This is a genomic window from Streptomyces sp. BL1, from assembly GCF_057628045.1.
The window spans coordinates 7,978,557-7,996,667 of the sequence record NZ_JBXYWZ010000002.1; the positions used below are offsets into that span (position 1 = coordinate 7,978,557).

The following is an 18,111-nucleotide window of genomic DNA, read 5'->3' on the forward strand; positions in this document are numbered from 1 at the left end:
GGGCTCATATCCCTTTCCGTACGGTGGTGTGGGCGGGGCTCCGGCTCCGGCTCCGGGAGCGGGCCAGGGCGCGGCCCGCGGCGGTGAACACCTCGCGGAGCGTGTCCAGATCGCGGGGTGTGAGCAGCGCGGGCGGGGTCAGCCGCAGCACGCGGTGGGCGTTGAGCGAGTGGTTGACCAGCACGCCGTTCTCGATGAGGTGCAGCACCAGCTCGCCGGCGAGTGCCGCGTCGGCCAGTTCGATGCCGATCAGGAGGCCCCGGCCGCGGATCTCCACGACCGCGTCGCCCAGCAGCGGCGCGAGCGCCTCGTGCAGCAGGCGCCGCAGCGACTCGCCGAGGAAGGCGGCGCGCTGCACCAGCCCTTCGTCGTCGATGACGTGCACCGCGGCCTCGGCAGCGGCCATCGCCACCGGAGCGCCGGCGAAGGTGGAGGAGTGCAGGAATGGGTCGCGGTCGAAGGGCGCGTAGGCCGCCGGTGTGGCCACCGCGGCGGCGACGGGGACGATCCCTCCGGAGAGGTTCTTGCCCACCAGCAGCACGTCCGGCCGTACGTCCTCCGCGTCCGCGCCCCACCAGGTACCGAGCCGTCCCAGCCCGGTCTGGATCTCGTCGAGGACGAAGAACGCCCCGTACCGGGCGCACAGTTGCTGTACGTCGGCCAGATAGCCGAAGGGCGGCAGCACCACCCCGCCCTCACCCTGCACGGGCTCGATCACCACACACGCCTCCGCCCCGGAACGCAGCGCCGTCTCCAGTGCCGCCGCGTCCCCGTAGGGCACGTGCTCGGCGGGCAGCAGCGGCCGGAAAGGGTCCTGGTAGAGGGGCTTGGCGGTGAGGGCCAGGGCGCCGGTGGTCTTGCCGTGGTAGCCGCCGACGGCGGAGATGAGGCGCTGTTTCCCGTGCGCGCGGGCGAGTTTGACGGCCGTCTCGGTCGCCTCGGCGCCGGAGGTCACGAAGTGCACGCGGTCCAGGCCGGGCGGGGTGACGCGGGCGAGCGCGGCCGCCGCGTGCGCGACGGACGGCTCCAGGAGGATGCGGGTGGCCATCGGGTGACGGCGGATCTGGTCGACGACCGCCTCGATGACCCGCGGGTGCCGGTGGCCCAGCAGGAACACGCCGTACCCGGCGCAGTCCAGGTACTCCTTGCCGTACGCGTCCCACACCTTGGCGCCCTCGGAGGCGACCTCCACCACGGAGCCGGTCATCGCGGCGAGCCGCGCCCGGCCCTGGCTGACGTGCCGCCGGTAGGCCTCCAGCACGGCTTCGGGGTCGTCGCGGTCGAGTGCCCTGCGACTCCCTCCGCTGCCGTGGTGCAGGGTGAGCTTCGTCCGTGCCTCGTACGCGCCGCGCGTCTCGTGGGTGCTCATCCGGCCAGCAACTCCTCGCTGGGGCCCGCCAGTTGAGCGGGGCGGGTGCGGGGAGTGCTCTGCGCGGGGGCGAGGCCCTTCACGTGTGCCAGGTGGGTGACCGTGCGCAGGAACCCGGCCTCCACCTCGTCCGTCACGGGTGCCGGCACACCAGCGGGCAGCGTGCCCAGGCTGGTGGGGAATGCGCCGGCACCCGCGAACAGCGCCGTCATGGCGAGCATGTCGTCGAAACGGCGCCGTGCGCCCGGTTGGAGGGTGCTGATGAACACCGGGCGGATCAGGCGGTCGACCATGTCCTGGCCGACCATGCGGGGCATTTTCGGAGCGAGCCCCAGCTCCGTACCTGCCTGCGCGGTCAGCTCCAGCACCCGCGCGACCGTCAGCGCGCTCTCGCCCGCCGTGGCCCACACCTCGCCCTCCGTACGTTCCTCGGCGACGAGTTGGGCGATGACCCGGGCCACCACGTCGCAGGGCAGGAAGTCCACCCGCGAGTGGCGCGGCACCGGCATGAGCGGCAACAGGCCGCGCAGCAGGGCCTGGAGCACGCCGTGCATGCCCTGGAACGCCGAGATGTGACCGGTCGCCGAGTCCCCGATGACGACGGACGGGCGGATGATCACGGCGGGTACGCCGCTGTCGCGCACCACGGCTTCGCCGGCCCGTTTGGAGTCCACGTAGTCCTCCGGGCGGGCCGCGGCGTCCCCGGAGTCCCGGCCGAGACCGGCGCGGGTCAGCTCGCGGCGGGCCACGAACGCGGTCGACAGGTGATACAGCCGCGCACCGGCGTCGGCCGTGAACTCGGTGATCCTGCGGGTGCCCGCCTCGTTCATCCGGTGGGTCGCCGACGCGCCGCCGGAGAAGCCGGTTTCGGCCGCGGCGTGCACGACCACGTCGACGCGCCGGGCGAGAGCGGCGTACGTCCCCTTCTCCAGCCCGAAACGGTGCGCGGTCAGATCACCGCGCAGCTGTTCGTCCGCGCCGGGGCACGGCGTGCGATGGGTGAGCGCGATGACCCGGCAGCCGGACAGCTCCGGCAGCAGCGCGCTGCCGATGACACCGGAACCACCGGTCAGCAGGACGGTCGGACCGCCGGCTGCGGGCAGGGACAGAGAAACGAGCGTGTTCAAGGACACGGAAGTGTCACCTCGCTGATCAGGAATCGGAAGAAGCGGTACGGGCCCGCACGGTGCGCGGGTGGTGGCCTGCGCAACGGGCGTACGGGGCCCGGGTTCAGGGGAGTGGTCGCCGGTGACGGGTCGTCAGGAGATGCGCAGCGGACGGCCGGTGAAGTGGTCGGCCAGCCCTTCGGCCATGCGGGATCGGGCGGGCGGGTGGAACGCCAGCGCGCGGCAGGCGGAGTTGAGGTAGGCGACGTCCCCTGAGGAGATGAACGCCATGCCGCCCAGCGCCTCCACGCACTGCTCCGCGACCCGCCCGATGACCGTCTGCGCGCTGTAGCGGCAGGCGAGCGCATCGGCCAGGGCGTGCTCGTCCAGACCGGCGGCGGCCGTACGCGCCATCCCCTCCAGGGCGAGTACGGCGCCGTGTACGGCGGTGGCGACCTCCGCCCGCACCGCGTGGCCCGTCTTCGGCGCGGCCAGCACGCGTTCCACCAGTGCGGAGACAACTCCCAGATAGCTTGCGGTCATCAGGGCCTCGAACCACACGAAGCCCGCCGTCTGCAGCCGATCCAGCCGCCCGTCCTCCGTCACCTCGGTACGCACGACAAGGCCGGCGGGCACCTCGACCTCGTCCAGGACGACCTCGTCGCTCTCCGCGCCCGCCAGGACCGGGCTGTTCCAGAACGGGCGTACCGACATCCCCGGCGCGTCGGCCGGCACCAGCGCCACAGCCAGCCGCGACGGTTCGCCGTCCGTACCCGGCAGGGCCACGGACACGGTGAGCAGATCCATCGAACGGGCAAGACTGCAGGGCTTCTTGACGCCGCTCAGCCAGATCTTGCCGTTCGCCCCGTCACCCTCCATCCGCGCTGTGAGGGTGGGAGAGAGGATGCCCTGCCCCGTGCTGCCCTCGGCGAAGCCGGAGGCGACGAGCAGGTTGTCCCGGGCGACGGCGTCCAGCAGCATCCACTCCATCCCGCCGCCGAGCGCGGCGGCCTCCGCCAGAGAGGCGACGGAGAAGTGGTGCATGGTGGTGGCCACGGCCAGCGACGGCGAACGGGAGCCGACAGCGCGCTGCACCCGTACCGCGTCGAGCAAGTCGGCGCCCTTGCCGCCGTGTTCGGCAGGCACGAGCAGACCGGGACCGCCGGCGGCGCGGAACGCCGCGAGGGCTCCGCCGCCCGGCTGCTCCAGTTCGGCAAGCGGCGTGCCGGCCAGGAACTCCTCCAGGCCGGGCAGGACCTGCCCCAGATGTTCTCGTTCGCGCTCCAGATACCTCGTGCCCACCGGACACCCCCCGTGCGTCGACAGACCGGACGACTGGCCGCACCGGGCCCCCGCCTCCCTCGTCCCCATCGGCCGGGGCCCGGTGCATGAGGTCCCACGCTAGGAACGGCCCCTTCAGGGGACGTGCAGCGCGCATGCAGCCGGCGGTAAGGGCTGCGGCAAGAACGGGGCGTGAACAAGTGCGGGGCTGTGTCCGGGCGTTCGGGACCGGGGCGTTCACAGGGTCAGACGTAGGGCACCTCGGACTCATGTCCAACTCCCGGCCCTGCCATGGTCGTAGCCCTTCGACGCCGTACAGACGTCCGACCCTCGTCCGCGTACTCTTCCCTCGCGTCGCGCCGACCGTCCCACCGGCGCCGCCCCCACCGTTGCCTGGCCGACGCCCCTGGAGGCTCCGTGCCCGAATCCACGTACGCCTCCGAACCGGCACCTCCGCACACCGCCGCACCCGGAGAGCGGACCCTCGCCGCCAACCGGCTCGGGATCCCCTCCGTCGTCTTCTTCGTCGTCTCGGCCGCCACCCCGCTGACCGTCGTCGCCGGCGTCGTCACCACCGGCTACGCCACCACGGGCCTGACCGGACTGCCCCTCGCGTACGTCGTCATCGGCGCCGTGCTCGCCCTGTTCTCCGTCGGCTACGTCGCGATGGCCCGGGACGTCGCCAACGCCGGCGCCTTCTACGCCTACATCGGCCGCGGCCTGGGCCGCCCCCTCGGCGTCGGCTCCGCATGGGTGGCACTCGCCGCGTACAACGCGCTCCAAATCGGCCTCTACGGGGCGATCGGCGCCGCCGCGCGCCCCCTGCTCGACGACTGGTTCGGACTCGACGTCAGCTGGTGGCTGATCGCGCTCGTCGCCTGGGCAGTCGTCGCCGTACTCGGACTCCAGGACATCGGGGTCAACGGAACGGTCCTCGCCGTCCTCCTCGTCACCGAGGTCGCGGTGATCGTCCTCTACAGCGCCGCCGACCTCGCCCACCCGGCGGGCGGCACGGTGTCCACCGCGACCCTGGCCCCGGGAAACCTCTTCGGTACGGGGCTGGGCGCGCTGCTCGCCCTCGCCGTCCTGGGCTTCGTCGGCTTCGAATCCTCCGTCGTCTTCAGCGAGGAGACCCGCGACCGGCAGCGAACGGTACGGGTGGCGACCTACACGGCCGTCGCCCTCATCGCCCTGCTCTACACGGTCGCCTCGTGGGCGATGAGCGTGGCCACAGGCCCCGACAAGGTCGTCGCGCGCTCCCGGGCCGAGGGCGCCGACCTCATCTTCCACCTCGCCGCCGACCACCTCGGCGCGGGCTTCGTCCACGCGGGCCGGGCCCTGTTCGTCACCAGCGTCCTCGCCGCGATGATCTCCTTCCACAACACCACGGCCCGCTACCTCTTCGCCCTCGGCCGCGAACGCGTCCTGCCCGCCGCGTTCGGCCGCACCTCACCGCGTACCGGCGCGCCCCGGGCCGGCTCCCTCCTCCAGACGGTGCTCGCCCTCGTCGTGATCGCCGTATACGCGGCCGGCGGCTGGGACCCGCTGGTGCACCTCTTCTACTGGGGCGGAACGATCGGCGGCCTCGGCGTGCTGCTGCTCATCACGGCCACCGCGCTCGCCGTCGTCGCCCACTTCGCCCGCCACCCGGGTACGGAAACCCTCGCGCGGCGCGTCCTCGCCCCCGTACCCGCCGCGCTGATGCTGCTCGGCGTCCTCGTACTCGCCCTCGCCAACTTCGCGACACTGCTGGGCGTTCCGGAGTCCTCGCCCCTGCGCTGGGGCGTCCCCGTCGCGTACGGGGTGCTCCTGCTGGGCGGTGCGCTCTGGGGCCTGCGGCTGAGGGGCCGGCGGCCACTGGTGTACGCGGCGCTCGGGCGGGGCGGTGAGGTGGGCGGCGGCGGTGCCGTACCGGCCGGTGGCACACCGGACAAGGAGGCGTCCCGATGACCGGGTACCGCACGACGGCCGTCGTACCTGCCGGGCGTGAACACGTCGACACGGTCGCGGAGTTGATCGCCACGGCCTTCGCATCGCTGGCCGTGGCGCGCTGGCTGGTCCCCGACGCGGAGGGCGGGGGAGCCGGAGCCGACGGCGACGCTGCCTCCGCGGCATCCGGAGCCTCCGGCACCGGCAGGGGTGTCGGCGGGCATCGCCGCGATGCGGAACGCGTACGGCGCCTCACGGCCAACTTCGCCCTCCACGTCGAACACGCCCTGCGCCACGGGCACATCGACTGGACCGACGACCGTACGGGGGCCGCCGTATGGGTCCACCAGGACCCGGGAGCGCCCGAGGTGCCGGAGCCGGACGACTACGAGGCCCGACTCGCAGCGTCCGCCGGGCCGCACCTGCCCCGCTTCCAGACCCTCGACCGCGCCTTCGCCGCCAGCCACCCGCACGCCCCGCACCACCACCTCGCCTTCCTCGCCGTACACCCCTCCCGCCAGGGGCACGGACTGGGCACGCTGCTGCTGCGCCGCCACCACACGACCCTCGACGCGGCCGGACTCCCGGGCTACTTGGAGGCATCCAGCGAACGCAGCCGCGCCCTCTACACCCGCCACGGCTACCGCGACATGGGCGACCCCTTCACCCTCCACCCCGACGGCCCGCGAATGTGGCCGATGTGGCGAGAGCCGGTGGCGGTGTCGGGGGAGCGGTGAGTGGTGGGCCTCGACGGCGCGGCCCGCCCCCGCCCCCGCCCCCGGGCAGTCCGCCGGGAAGACACGCTTGTGGAGCCGTGCAGCCGTGCAGCCGTGCAGCCGTGCCGGCTGGGAGCGGGGCGGGCTCCCACCAACTGGCCTGCCCCGCAAGGCGCATGACGGCGGCACCAGCTCTCCCGCATCGCCACCACGGCTGCAGTCCCGCAGTCCCGCGGTCCGGCGCGCACCGGCACGGCACTCCGTACCTCACCGGGCGCGCCCTCATCTGAACTTCCGTGTCCACACCGGCAGTTGTACGGCCGCTTCCAGGCCGCCGCCGGGGGCCGGGTCGAGGGTGAGGCGGCCGTTGTTGGCGCGGGCCAGCGACGAGGCGATGGCCAGCCCGAGGCCCGAGCCCTCGCCGGGGACCGCGTTGCCGCCGCGCCAGAAGCGGTCGCACGCGTGCCGGCGTTCGGCCTCGCTCATGCCGGGGCCCTGATCGCGGCACGAGACGCGGACGCGGCGGCCTTGCGCCTGGACGGCGAGCCGCAGGCGGGAGCGCGGAGGGGCGACGGTCAGCGCGTTGTCGAGGAAGACGTCCAGGATCTGTTCGAGCGTGCCCGGTACGGCCGCCGCCGGCACGGCATCGCCCGTCACCTCGACGGACACCTGCCGCTCCTCGGCCGTCGCCTGCCACGAGTCCGCCCGTTCCCGGACGATGGCCAGCGGGTCGACGGGCCGGGCCGGGGCGTTGTTGCCGCCCTCGCAGCGCGCCATGGTCAGCAGCGCGGACAGGGTTCCGCTCATGCGGTCCGCCTCCACCAGCGCGTGATCCAGGCCGGGTTGGCCCTCGGCCGCCAGATGCGGCTCCAGGTTCTCCAGCCGCAGGCGCAGCGCCAGCAGCGGGCCGCGCAGCTGGTGGGAGGCGTCGGTGAGGAACGCCTTGCGGGCGGCTGCCCGCTCTTTGGGGCGCCGGCAGGGGCAGGGCGGCCGCTTGGCCGGCGGTACGGCGATCAGGACGCCGGCCGCCAGCGCCGGCACCCACAGGGCGCCGAACACCAGCCACGCGCCGTGCAGATGGCGGTGCGGCGGCTCCGCCTGCGAGCAGACCGCCACCGCACCGGCCACCCGCCCACCGTCGACAACCGGCGCCGCCACGACCAGATCTCTGCCCTGTGGCGGCATCGTGTACGTGGACGAGTCCAGCGGGCGCCCGGCCAGGGCCGCACGGACCTCGGGGCGGGCGGCGAGTCCGGCAGAAGCGGGAGAGCAGCCCGTACCTGTCACCAACCTGCCGCCCCGGTCGAATACTTGAGCCCGGCCCCCGAGAGCGCGCTGATCGCGAACTGGCTCGCGTGCGCGTACCGGCTCCCCGCGTTCGCCGCCCCGCTGCCCTCGTTCTCCGGCCCGTTCTCCTCTCTCGCGCACCGGCTCTCCGCGCTTGCCGAGCGGCCGCCCGTCCAGGGAACGGTCAGGGCGGTCCCGCAGAACCCGTACAGCCGGACCGGTCAACTGGTGTGCCTCCGCCAGCTGTTCCGCAGCCAGCTCGCGTGCCGCAGGCCGCCCGTCGTCCACGGGCAACGGCACACCGAACGTCAACAGCACGACCGCCGGAAGCGCCACCAGCAGGACCAGCAGGACTGCCGGCGCCGCCAGGCGGTGCCGCACAGAAAGGCGTTGTCGCACGGGGTCCCCCGTCCTCCCCGGCCGGTGCCGGCCAACGGATGACGGCCGGCACCCCTGATGTGTCGCCGCGCCCGTCCGGACGGGTTCCGGCAGATGCGGCGACAGAACTCCATGGACGCCCTGCCGGCGCATGCCGTCGACGTCTCACTGTCATACGGGCAGCCGCGGTCCGTCGTTCAACACCCGTTCCCGTACGGCCACTTCACCGCCCGGCGCGCTCGCGCCCGAGGCTCGTACGCCGCCCCGGGCCCGGGGTCACGCCGTCCCGGGAGGGGCGAGGCGGAATCCCACTCCGCGTACCGCCCGGATCCACTGCCGGTGGCCCAACTTCGTGCGCAGCGTGCCGACATGGACGTCGAGCGTGCGGGTCGAGCCGTACCAGTTCGTGTCCCACACCTCGTTGATGAGGTCCTCGCGCAGCCGGACCGCTCCGGCGTCCGCCATCAGCGCGGCCAGCAGGTCGAACTCCCTGCGGGTCAGCTCGACCGTCCGGCCGTCGAGCACGGCCCGCCGCGCACGCGAGTCGACCACCAGCGGCCCGAACCGGTCGGGTTCCACCGCCTCCCGGCCGTCGCGCACCACCGCACCGTCGCGCACCACCGCACCGTCCGGCATCCCGCCCACGGTGTCCGCGCCCCGTACGCCCGCGTCCCGCACGTCCGTGCCGCGTACGCGGGTGCCGCGCTCGCCGCCACCGGACCGGCCCGTACCCGGCTCCTGTGCCTCCGCGCAGTGCCGGTTGCCGCGCGCCCGGCGGCACACCGCTTCCATCCGGGCGAGCAACTCCCGCAGGCCGTACGGTTTGACCACGTAGTCGTCCGCTCCGCCCTGCAGCAGCAGCACCCGGTCGAGCTCATCCTCGCGCGCGGTCACCACGATGACCGGCACGGAGGAACGCTCGCGCAGCCGTCGGCACACTTCGTGCCCGTCCAGGTCGGGCAGTCCCAGATCGAGCAGTACGAAGTCGGCGTCTCTCGCGAGCGCCACTGCCTGCCCGCCCTCCTGCAGATGCCGCACTTCGTGCCCGAACCGCCGCAGCCCCTCCGTGAGCGGGCCCGCGATGTGCTCGTCGTCCTCCACCACCAAAACGTGCATTGCTGTTCCCCCGAAACCCCCGTAACTCACGTGCGGCCCGGGCATGTTCCCGGACGCACGGCGTTCCCTTCGAGCCTAGGGCGGAAGGCGTCACCGTTCGAGAAACACCACCGATTGCGCGAACTCCCGTACCGGCCCCGGCAGATGGCGCCGAACCGCACCCGCGCCCACCGCCGTCCCCGTGGGGGAGGAGCGGGGAGCGGCCGCGCGCACAGTGCGTGCCCGCACTACGCACAGGAGCGGCTCGCTCGTCACGGGTTCACGGTCGTGCGACACGGCCCGGCAGTCAGGCGTCACGGCTCGACGGCCGCGCGTCACGGCTCGATCAGGCGGGCCCGGATCGCGTACCGGGTGAGTTCCAGGCGGTCCTTGAGACCGAGCTTCTGCAGCAGATTGGCGCGGTGGCGTTCGACGGTCTTGACGCTGATGAAGAGCAGCGCGGCGATCTCCTGCGAACTGTGGCCCTCGGCGACGAGTTTGAGGACCTCCTCCTCCCGGTCCGTGATGGCCTTGTCGGGAAGATCCTCACCGTCCCTGACACGGTCGAGATAGTTGCGGATGAGCGCGTTGACGGCGCCGGGGTAGAGGAAGGGCTCGTCGCGCATGGCCGCGTGGCAGGCCTCGACGAGGTCGCGGTCCGCGACGGACTTGAGCACGTACCCGGCGGCGCCGGCCTTGAGCGCCTCGAAGAAGTACTGCTCGTTGTCGTACATGGTCAGGATGAGGATGCGCAGATCCGGCTGGAGACGCGAGAGTTCACGTGCGGCCTGCAGGCCCGTCAGGCGGGGCATGGCGATGTCGAGGATGGCCAGATCGGGCAGCTCGGCACGGGCCCTGTCGATGGCTTCGGCGCCGTCCCCGGCCTCGGCGACGACGGTCAGATCCGGTTCGCCGTCGAGGATGAGCCGCACCCCGCGCCGGACCAGGGCATGGTCGTCGGCGAGCAGGATGCGAGTCGTCCCCGGTTCGGGCTGACCCGTGTGCACATCGGCCTCCGTCTCCTGGCCTGCAACGATGGAGCGGGCCGTACCCCCAGCGTGCCGGGATCACGGGGCCGCCGTCCATCGGGCCCAGCACCCACATTCCGTTCCGCACGCGGCCGCGCCTACATGGTCGGCACCCCCGGAAATGGGTGCCGGTACGGATGGCTGCGGGCCCATGCAGCGGGCGAGCGTGGAGGCCAGGCACCGGACACTCAGACTCCGCCCCGCGGGAGGGAGGAGCCATGCCCCGTTTCGACGACGAGCATCTGCAGGACATCGAGGCCCGACTGCGCCGCGACGACCCGCACTTCGCCGAGGCTCTCGGAACCGGCCGCCCCTGCCGGCCGCGCGAGTACCGGCACCGCCGGGCCTGGATCGTACTGACCCTCGCCCTGACCCTCCTGGGTATCGGCATCGCCGCCGGGCACGGGCTGCTCATCGCTGCGAGCCTGGTCATGGCAGGCGCCGCGGGCCCCCTCTTCGAACCTCAGCGCAACCCGCCACGGGGACGTCGCTCTCCCCCGGGAGGTGACACCGGCTGACGGCGCCGGCCCGAGGCGCCGGAACCAGTACGGAGAGACCGGATGACGCTGCAGGAGCTGTACGTGGTGCTGCTGACCGGCGGCACGGTACTGCTCGCCAGCATCGCGGCGGCGCGCACCGCCCACCGGCTCGGCCTCCCCAGCCTCCTGCTGTTCCTCGGCGTCGGCGTGATCCTCGGCGAGGACGTCCTCGGCCTGGACTTCGACGACGCCCAGCTCGCCCAGTCCCTCGGCACCGCGGGACTGGCCGTCATCCTCGTCGAAGGCGGCCTGACCACCCAGTGGACGGACGTCCGCCGCCTGCTGGCACCCGCCGGCGCGCTCGCCACCGCGGGGGTGACCGTCTCCGTCGTCGTCACCGCCACCGGAGCCCAGCTGCTGCTCGGCGTGGACTGGCATCTGGCGCTGCTGCTCGGGGCGATCGTCTCCTCCACCGACGCTGCGGCCGTCTTCGCCGTCCTGCGCTCCCTGCCGCTCCCGCAGAAGGTCACGGGCCTGCTCGAAGCGGAATCCGGCTTCAACGACGCGCCCACCATCATCCTGGTCCTGGTCTTCAGCACCGCCGCCACCGATCTGCCGGGACCGGCCGCCATCGTCGGCGACGTGCTCTACCAACTGGCCGTCGGCGCCGCACTCGGCCTGCTCGTCGGACGCATCGGCGTGGCAGCGCTGCGGCACATCGCGCTGCCCGCCACCGGCCTCTACCCGCTGGCGACCGTGGCCTTCGGCATCATCGCCTTCGCCGCGGGCGGAGCCGCCCACGCCAGCGGCATCATCGCCGCCTATCTGTCCGGCCTCGTCCTCGGCAACTCCCGGCTGCCGCACCGCGCCGCCACCCGTTCCTTCGCCGAAGGCGCCGGCTGGCTCGCCCAGATCGGCCTGTTCGTCATGCTCGGCCTGCTCGTCAACCCGAGCGAACTGCCCTCCGCCGTCCTCCCCGCCCTCGCCGTCGGCCTCGTCCTCCTGCTGATCGCCCGCCCCGTCTCCGTCGCGGCCTGCCTCCTGCCGTTCCGAACACCCTGGCGCGAACAGGCGTTCATCTCCTGGGCCGGGCTGCGCGGCGCCGTGCCGATCGTGCTGGCCACCTTCCCCATCGTCGCCGGAGTCGACGGCGCCGGGGGCCTGCTGAACATCGTGTTCGTGCTGGTCGTCGTGTTCACGCTCGTCCAGGGCCCGAGCCTGCCCGCCGCCGCGCGATGGCTCGGCCTCACCAGACCCGGCGCGCTGCGCGACGTACAGGTCGAGACCGCCCCGCTGGACGTCCTGGACGCCGACCTGCTCACCGTGTCCGTCCCCCCGGGCTCCCGGCTCGACGGCGTCGCCGTCTTCGAACTCCGCCTGCCCCCACCGGCCGTCGTCACCCTCATCGTCCGTGACGGTACGAGCATCGTCCCCCGCCACGACACCGCCCTCCGAGCGGGCGACGAACTCCTGCTCATCACCACCACATCGACGCGGGAGCCCGCGGAACGCCGCCTGCGCGCCATCGGCAGACGCGGCAAACTCGCCCGCTGGCTGGGCGAACACGGCGACCCCGAACCCCCGGCACGCCCCAACCCCTAGACGGCCGGCGGGTGTTGCTGCCCTGCGGGGCGGAAGGTTCGTCGAACGGAGAAGCAGAGCAGGCGACGGGCCCCGCCCGGAGGGTTCCGGACGGGGCCCATCGTTCGCCGGCCCGTCGTACGGCCGGTCCCGCGCGCCGCCGCGCGGGTCACGCGTGCCCTGCGGTCACGCGTGACCCGCGGTCAGCTCCCCGCGCGTCCCGGCTCGGGCTGTGGCGGAGGTTCGGGTTCCGGCTGCGGCGGGGCCGGCGGGATCGGGTCGGGGCCCGGCTGCGGGGGAGCGGGCGGCGCCGGTACGGGCCCCGGCAGCGGTCCCGGGCCGGGACCGCCGGGATCCGGGGTCGGGGCCGGAGGAACGGGGTCAGGGGGCGGAGTGCTCAACGTGCTCTCCTTCTCTCCTCGGGGTCCGCATCCGCGAGGTTCACGGACACGGCTCGTCCGCCGGGCGCGAGGGCGCGGGGGAGGCCAACGCGCCGCCGGCGGTACGTACTTCAGCCGGACTGCACCTCCCGGCGGCCGTCCTCCGCCCAGAGCGTGTGGAAGACGCCGTCGCGGTCGGTGCGCCGGTAGGTGTGCGCGCCGAAGTAGTCGCGCTGCCCCTGCGTGAGCGCCGCCGGAAGGCGCGTACTGCGCAGCGAGTCGTAGTAGGCCAGCGCCGCGGAGAAGCCCGGCACCGGCACACCGCGCCGTACGGCGGTGGCCACCACCGCACGCCAGTCGTTCTGCGCCTCGCCGATCTCCTTGGCGAAGCCCTCGTCGGCCAGCAGCGACGGCAGCTGCGGATCGGCGGCGAACGCGCTGCGCACCCGGTCAAGGAACGCCGCCCGGATGATGCAGCCCGCACGCCACACCGCGGCCACCGCACCCGGCGCGATGTCCCAGCCGTATTGCTCGCTGCCGGCCTGGATCATGTGCCAGCCCTGCGCGTAGGACACGATCTTCGACGCGTACAGCGCCTGCTGGACCTGCTCCGCGAACTCCTCCGCGTCCTTGCCCTCCAGCACGGGCACGTCAGGCCCCGACAGTCCGGCGGTGGCGTCGCGCAGACCGGCATGCCCGGACAGCGAACGTGCGAACACCGCCTCGGCGATGCCGGAGACCGGCACGCCCAGATCCAGCGCCGTCTGTACGGTCCACCGGCCGGTGCCCTTCTGCTCGGCCTGGTCGGCGACGACGTCCACGAACGGCTTGCCCGTGTCCGCGTCCGTGTGCGACAGCACCTGTGCGGTGATCTCGATGAGGTACGAGTCGAGCGGGCCCTCGTTCCAGCCGCGGAAGATCTCCGCGATCCGCGGCGGCTCGTACCCGGCCACGTTCCGCAGCAGGTGGTACGCCTCGCCGATGAGCTGCATGTCGGCGTACTCGATGCCGTTGTGCACCATCTTCACGAAGTGCCCGGCACCGTCCCGGCCGATGTGCGTGGTGCACGGCGTACCGTCCGGCGCGTCCGCGGCCACCGACTCCAGCAGCGGCCGCAGCGCCTCGTACGCCTCCGGGCTGCCGCCCGGCATGATGCTCGGCCCGTGCAGCGCGCCCTCCTCGCCGCCGGAGATCCCCGCACCGACGAAGTGCAGGCCGCGCTCGCGCAGCGCCTGCTCGCGGCGGCGGGTGTCCTCGAAGTGCGCGTTGCCGCCGTCGATGAGGATGTCGCCGTCCTCCAGCAGCGGCGCGAACTCCTCGATCACGGCATCCGTCGGCTCGCCCGCCTTCACCATGATCACGAGCCGTCGGGGGCGCTCCAGCGCGGCGACCATCTCCTCGGGCGACTCGGCCGGTACGAAGGTGCCCTCGTCCCCGAACTGCTCCACCAGATCACGTGTCTTGGCGGCGCTGCGGTTGTGCACGGCGACGCCGTAGCCGTGGCGGGCGAAGTTACGGGCGAGATTGCGGCCCATCACGGCGAGACCTGTGACGCCGATCTGTGCGCGTGTGCTCATGAAGGTCGCTCCCTTTGGCGGGCGGTCATCGGCCCCGGGCCCTTCCGGGCACGGCAGCCACGCGGGTATCCGGCTGACGGGGCGGCGATACATCCCCGCCCCCGGCACATGATGTCGCGCGAGAACGCCCCGCGCTGTCCGTACGGGCGCGCGGCCGGTCGTACGGGGGCGGGCAGGCATGCGTACGGGGCGCGGGAGAGCGGGGCGCGGCCAGGTGGTTATGAGGTCCTCCGGCCGAGGGATCTCGCGCGCCACGGCACGTACGGTCGCCGGCTCCGGCCCGTGTGCCCGCTGCGGGCCGCCGTCAGAGGGCGGAGATGCCGACGATCACGGTGGCCGCGGAGACCAGGGTGAGGACGAGCGGGGGCAGGAAGACCTTCACGTCGTCACCGGCACGCCGGTGCGAGATGACCGCGCCGCTCAGCAGCAGCACCAGCCCGACCGCCGCCGCGATGCCCAACGGCTCCCAGAACAGGCCGATCACGAGGCCCGCGGCGGCAGCCACTTCCAGCGCGCCGATCATCTGGAACGCCTTGACGGAGTAGCCGAGATGCTCGGCACCCTCCGTCATCTGCTGCCGCTTCAGGACCTTGGGAATCCCCGCGAAGAGGATCACCGCGGCCAGCATCAGGGACAGAACAGCGAAAGTGATGTTCACGGGACCGTCTCCTTCGGCGTCGCGCAGCCGGCCGGTGCCGGTGCGCGGAGCGCTCCTCGGGAGGCCAGGGTGCCACCCGAGTGCCGTACCCGGAACAGGAGTTGAGGAAGCCGGGGTGACGCGGGGGAGCCGAGCAGAATGTGACGGGCGGTTGCGGGCTCCCGAACCGCGTTCCACTCCATGATCGCGGCCGCAGGCGGCGGTGGCGAGGCGCGGGGCCGGCGTCCGCGCAGACGCTAGAGATCGAGTACGGCGCGCAGGGCCTGGTCGATGCGTTCCAGGACGTCGGGCGGGACGGTACCGAGGAGTTGGGCGTCCTCGAAGCGGGTGGTGCGCAGCTGTTGGAGGTTGACCGCGACGGCGGTGCGGGGGATCGGGTCCGTGATCACGACGGACATGGCCGTGTCCGGGTACTGGCCCGCAGGGTGGAGCACGATGGCGAGGAGAGTGCCGTAGAACGTCTCCAGGCCGTTGAGCGAGACGACCAGGACGCTCCGGCCATCGGCCAGAGTCCAGATCTCGCCGCGTTTCAAAGAGAGTCGCCCTCGCCGCACAGCTCCTGGCCGAGCCCGAGCCTGGCGAGTTCCTGGGCGGCGTCCAGGGTGGCCTGACGGCGTACGGCGCGCACCACGTACGCGTTCAGCGACATGCCCGCGGCCTCGGCGCTGGAGCGCAGGGTGGGGTCGAGCTCGTCGGGGAGCCGCAGCGTCATCGTCGTCATGCTCGCCATGGTGGCACTGATGCCACCGCACCGTGGTGGCATCAGCGCGTACGTCTGCCGGAGGGGAAGTCTGGTCACGGCTTCGGTGTTGGCGGTGATGATGATGCGCTGGGCGCCGATCCGTACGGGTCGGCGCCCGTTCGACACGACCCTGGAGAACGCCCTGATGCCGCAGCCGGCACCGCACCCCCTCGACAACCCCGCCCACGCCGCGCTGAACGGCCCGGACGCCCGCTTCGCCGAGCGCCGCGGGCGGGTGCTGCGGTACGGGACCGAGATCTCGCCCTGGTACGCGCTGCCCGAGGACGCCGGCCGGCAGGAGTGGGACGACGTCGCCCGACTCGCGGGCCCCGGCGGCTCGGTCATGTTCGCCGCGCCGCCGGTCCGGCCGCCGCAGGACTGGCAGATCACCCTCGAACTGCCGGGCGTACAGCTCGTCGACGACGGAGTCGAGGCCGTCCACGACAGCGACGCCGTGCGCCTGGGGCCCGAGGACGTACCGGAGATGCTGGACCTGACCGGCCGTACGCGCCCGGGCCCGTTCCTGCCGCGCACCGTCGAACTCGGCGGCTACCTCGGCATCCGCAGCGGCGGCGCGCTCGTGGCGATGGCGGGGGAGCGGATGCACCCGCCCGGCTGGACGGAGATCAGCGGGGTGTGCACCGACCCGGACTTCCGGGGCAAGGGCCTCGCCCGGCGCCTCATCCTCGCCGTCTCCGCGGGAATCAAGGAGCGCGGCGAGACCCCGCTCCTGCACACCGGCCACGACAACCCCGCGATAGGCCTCTACGAATCGCTCGGCTTCCGCCTCCGCTCCCGCCCCACGTTCCTCGCCGCGCGAGTGCCGGACGACGCGGGAGCCTGACGCGACAACGGCGCCCGTTCCCGGCCGAGTTGGCTGCCACGGGCGCCCGTGAACGGCACCACTGTGCCCGGCCGGGGCGGGGGCACAGTGGTGCCGAGGTCGACGGGCCGGTGCCGAGCCGCGCCCGTGGGCGGGACGGGCGCGGCGGGCGGGCCCGCCTTCGGGGTTCCGTCTGAGGTCAGACGTAGTAGCGGCCGGAGGAGCGGTATCCGCGGCGGGCTGCCCGCTCTGCCTGGGCCTTGGCGAGGCGCTCCCGGGCCTGAGCGCGATGCGATTCTCCGGCGCCGTCCGTGCGACCGGGGCGGGGGTCGGGCTTCTGCGCGGCCGCGGAATCATCGAGGGCGCGGGAGACGCGGTGCCGGCCGCCGCCGGGGAGGGCGAAGGGCACGGAGAGCGAGAGATGCCAGCGAAGTCCTGCCATAACGGAGCCACTTTCTATGCGGATACATCCCCATTGTTCGTATTGAGGGGTAAAAGTGGCGTGAGGCCCGTCGGGGAGCGGGTGATCCGGTCGATGACTGGCGGGGCGCGCCCCGGACCGACCGAGGCCGCTTCCGGCCGTCCGCGATGAGTCCTTCGGCATCCGGGGGTCCTGCTGGGGCGATCCGCGGGAGGGCGGCATCGCGATCGGCGGCGCGACGCTCGTCGCGGAGGTGGCCGCGTCGGCTCTGAACGACGAGCACCGGGCCCGGGTCTGCCCGCTGCCGGCCGGCGGCGAGGTCAACGTTCGATCGACCGGAAGGAAGCTCCGCTTCAGGTCGCGATGTTGGCTGCGAGTCGGTCGGCGGCGGTGTGGGGCTCGCGGCCGAGGAGTTCGGCCAGCAAGGGGCCGGTGTCGGCGAAGTAGCCTGCGCGGGCTGCCTGATACCAGGTGAGCATGAGGCGGGCCATCTGCTCCGGCACACCGCTCGTGACCTGGTCGGCAACCCACTGCTCGTCGTCCACGACGATGCGCTCGATGGTGCGACCGGTGAGGTCAGAGGCGATCTCGGCGAAATCGTCGAAGGTGACGGCGGCCGGCGCGGTGAGGGAGACAGGACCGTCGAAGGAGCGGTCACCGGCGAGGACGACCGCAGTGGCCTCCGCTACGTCGTCCCGGTCGGTGTACGGGACGGGGCCGTCTTCCGGCTGAGCGATCACGCCGGTCCGCTGCCACGGGCCGAGCACCTGACCGAGTGGGCCGTAGGCGCCGTTGCGCAGCGCGGTCCAGGCGACTCCGGACGCGGCGAGCAGCGACTCGGTGGCGACGTGGAAGTCCGAAGGGCGGTACGGGTTGCCGGGGACGGCGCCCTGCTGGCTCGTGTAGAGGATCCGCCGGGCGCCGGCCGCGACGGCGGCCTCGATGGCATCGCGGTGCAGGCCGACCATGTCGGCGGCCGGGTCGTTGCCGGACCCCAGCAGGACCTGCTCGGCACCGGCGAACGAGTCACGCAGCGCGGCCGGGTCCTCGTACGAGCCCTGCCGCACGCGCAGGCCGCGGTCGGCGAAGTGCTGCGCCTTTGCGACGTCGCGGACGCTGACGCCGATCTGGTCGGCGGGTATGCGGTTGAGGAGGTGCTCGACGGTGGCGCCGCCCAGCCCACCGGTGGCGCCGGTGACAACGATCATGTGCTCGCCCTTCCTGAGTGCCCACGGTGCCCGTCTCGGCGGTGGGCGGAATC

At 73.1% G+C, this 18,111-nt stretch carries 18 protein-coding genes; 6 read left to right on the top strand and 12 right to left on the bottom strand.

The window, feature by feature from the left end; translation table 11 throughout:
* Positions 1–4 precede the first annotated feature (4 nt).
* The 3 genes from AC3AGO_RS35250 to AC3AGO_RS35260 form a co-directional block, all read right to left on the bottom strand.
* On the bottom strand, positions 5–1,369 hold the full coding sequence (locus AC3AGO_RS35250; RefSeq protein ID WP_487824380.1) for an aspartate aminotransferase family protein: 1,365 nt from the start codon (positions 1,367–1,369) through the stop codon (positions 5–7).
* The gene (locus tag AC3AGO_RS35255; protein WP_487824381.1) at positions 1,366–2,502 is read right to left on the bottom strand and encodes an SDR family oxidoreductase; all 1,137 of its coding nucleotides are present in this window, start codon (positions 2,500–2,502) and stop codon (positions 1,366–1,368) included. The genes AC3AGO_RS35250 and AC3AGO_RS35255 overlap by 4 nt, the downstream gene beginning before the upstream one ends.
* A 126-nt stretch (positions 2,503–2,628) precedes the next feature.
* Positions 2,629–3,777, bottom strand: coding sequence for an acyl-CoA dehydrogenase family protein (locus AC3AGO_RS35260; protein ID WP_487824382.1), 1,149 nt, complete (start codon positions 3,775–3,777; stop codon positions 2,629–2,631).
* 396 nt (positions 3,778–4,173) lie between these two features.
* Between AC3AGO_RS35260 and AC3AGO_RS35265 the strand changes: the two genes are divergently transcribed.
* Together AC3AGO_RS35265 and AC3AGO_RS35270 are read left to right on the top strand one after the other, a co-directional pair.
* A complete protein-coding gene (locus tag AC3AGO_RS35265) occupies positions 4,174–5,706 on the top strand; it encodes an APC family permease (protein WP_487824383.1) in 1,533 nt (510 codons plus the stop codon).
* Positions 5,703–6,422: a GNAT family N-acetyltransferase gene (locus AC3AGO_RS35270; protein ID WP_487824384.1), complete on the top strand. Its 720-nt coding sequence runs from the start codon at positions 5,703–5,705 to the stop codon at positions 6,420–6,422. The genes AC3AGO_RS35265 and AC3AGO_RS35270 overlap by 4 nt, the downstream gene beginning before the upstream one ends.
* 261 nt (positions 6,423–6,683) lie before the next feature.
* Here AC3AGO_RS35270 and AC3AGO_RS35275 read toward each other — a convergent pair whose 3' ends face one another.
* On the bottom strand, positions 6,684–7,688 hold the full coding sequence (locus tag AC3AGO_RS35275; RefSeq protein ID WP_487824385.1) for a sensor histidine kinase: 1,005 nt from the start codon (positions 7,686–7,688) through the stop codon (positions 6,684–6,686).
* A gap of 24 nt (positions 7,689–7,712) precedes the next feature.
* Between AC3AGO_RS35275 and AC3AGO_RS35280 the strand changes: the two genes are divergently transcribed.
* Positions 7,713–8,129: a hypothetical protein gene (locus AC3AGO_RS35280; protein WP_487824386.1), complete on the top strand. Its 417-nt coding sequence runs from the start codon at positions 7,713–7,715 to the stop codon at positions 8,127–8,129.
* 213 nt (positions 8,130–8,342) lie between these two features.
* Here AC3AGO_RS35280 and AC3AGO_RS35285 read toward each other — a convergent pair whose 3' ends face one another.
* Both AC3AGO_RS35285 and AC3AGO_RS35290 read right to left on the bottom strand, forming a co-directional pair.
* The gene (locus tag AC3AGO_RS35285) at positions 8,343–9,182 is read right to left on the bottom strand and encodes a response regulator transcription factor (protein WP_487824387.1); all 840 of its coding nucleotides are present in this window, start codon (positions 9,180–9,182) and stop codon (positions 8,343–8,345) included.
* 314 nt (positions 9,183–9,496) lie between these two features.
* Positions 9,497–10,168 carry a response regulator transcription factor gene (locus AC3AGO_RS35290; RefSeq protein WP_487824388.1) on the bottom strand — a complete coding sequence of 224 codons (672 nt, stop codon included), beginning with the start codon at positions 10,166–10,168 and terminating at the stop codon, positions 9,497–9,499.
* 239 nt (positions 10,169–10,407) lie between these two features.
* Here AC3AGO_RS35290 and AC3AGO_RS35295 point away from each other — a divergent pair, with 239 nt between their 5' ends.
* On the top strand, positions 10,408–10,707 hold the full coding sequence (locus AC3AGO_RS35295) for a DUF3040 domain-containing protein (RefSeq protein WP_487824389.1): 300 nt from the start codon (positions 10,408–10,410) through the stop codon (positions 10,705–10,707).
* Between the two features lie 42 nt (positions 10,708–10,749).
* Positions 10,750–12,270: a potassium/proton antiporter gene (locus AC3AGO_RS35300; protein WP_487824390.1), complete on the top strand. Its 1,521-nt coding sequence runs from the start codon at positions 10,750–10,752 to the stop codon at positions 12,268–12,270.
* Positions 12,271–12,760: 490 nt separating this feature from the next.
* Here AC3AGO_RS35300 and gndA read toward each other — a convergent pair whose 3' ends face one another.
* The 4 genes from gndA to AC3AGO_RS35320 form a co-directional block, all read right to left on the bottom strand.
* Positions 12,761–14,206, bottom strand: a complete 1,446-nt coding sequence (gndA, locus tag AC3AGO_RS35305; RefSeq protein ID WP_487824391.1) for an NADP-dependent phosphogluconate dehydrogenase — start codon at positions 14,204–14,206, stop codon at positions 12,761–12,763.
* 304 nt (positions 14,207–14,510) lie between these two features.
* Positions 14,511–14,864 carry a DoxX family protein gene (locus AC3AGO_RS35310; protein WP_487824392.1) on the bottom strand — a complete coding sequence of 118 codons (354 nt, stop codon included), beginning with the start codon at positions 14,862–14,864 and terminating at the stop codon, positions 14,511–14,513.
* A 236-nt stretch (positions 14,865–15,100) separates the two neighbouring features.
* A complete protein-coding gene (locus AC3AGO_RS35315; protein WP_487824393.1) occupies positions 15,101–15,397 on the bottom strand; it encodes a hypothetical protein in 297 nt (98 codons plus the stop codon).
* Positions 15,394–15,585: a toxin-antitoxin system HicB family antitoxin gene (locus tag AC3AGO_RS35320; RefSeq protein WP_487824394.1), complete on the bottom strand. Its 192-nt coding sequence runs from the start codon at positions 15,583–15,585 to the stop codon at positions 15,394–15,396. Before AC3AGO_RS35320 ends, AC3AGO_RS35315 begins: the two co-directional genes overlap by 4 nt.
* Before the next feature lie 166 nt (positions 15,586–15,751).
* Here AC3AGO_RS35320 and AC3AGO_RS35325 point away from each other — a divergent pair, with 166 nt between their 5' ends.
* On the top strand, positions 15,752–16,450 hold the full coding sequence (locus AC3AGO_RS35325) for a GNAT family N-acetyltransferase (protein ID WP_487824917.1): 699 nt from the start codon (positions 15,752–15,754) through the stop codon (positions 16,448–16,450).
* Between the two features lie 178 nt (positions 16,451–16,628).
* On the opposite strand, the gene AC3AGO_RS35330 is transcribed toward AC3AGO_RS35325, so the two are convergent.
* The gene (locus AC3AGO_RS35330) at positions 16,629–16,871 is read right to left on the bottom strand and encodes a hypothetical protein (protein WP_487824395.1); all 243 of its coding nucleotides are present in this window, start codon (positions 16,869–16,871) and stop codon (positions 16,629–16,631) included.
* Between the two features lie 332 nt (positions 16,872–17,203).
* Positions 17,204–18,058, bottom strand: a complete 855-nt coding sequence (locus AC3AGO_RS35335; RefSeq protein WP_487824396.1) for an NAD(P)H-binding protein — start codon at positions 18,056–18,058, stop codon at positions 17,204–17,206.
* Between the last annotated feature and the right edge of the window lie 53 nt (positions 18,059–18,111).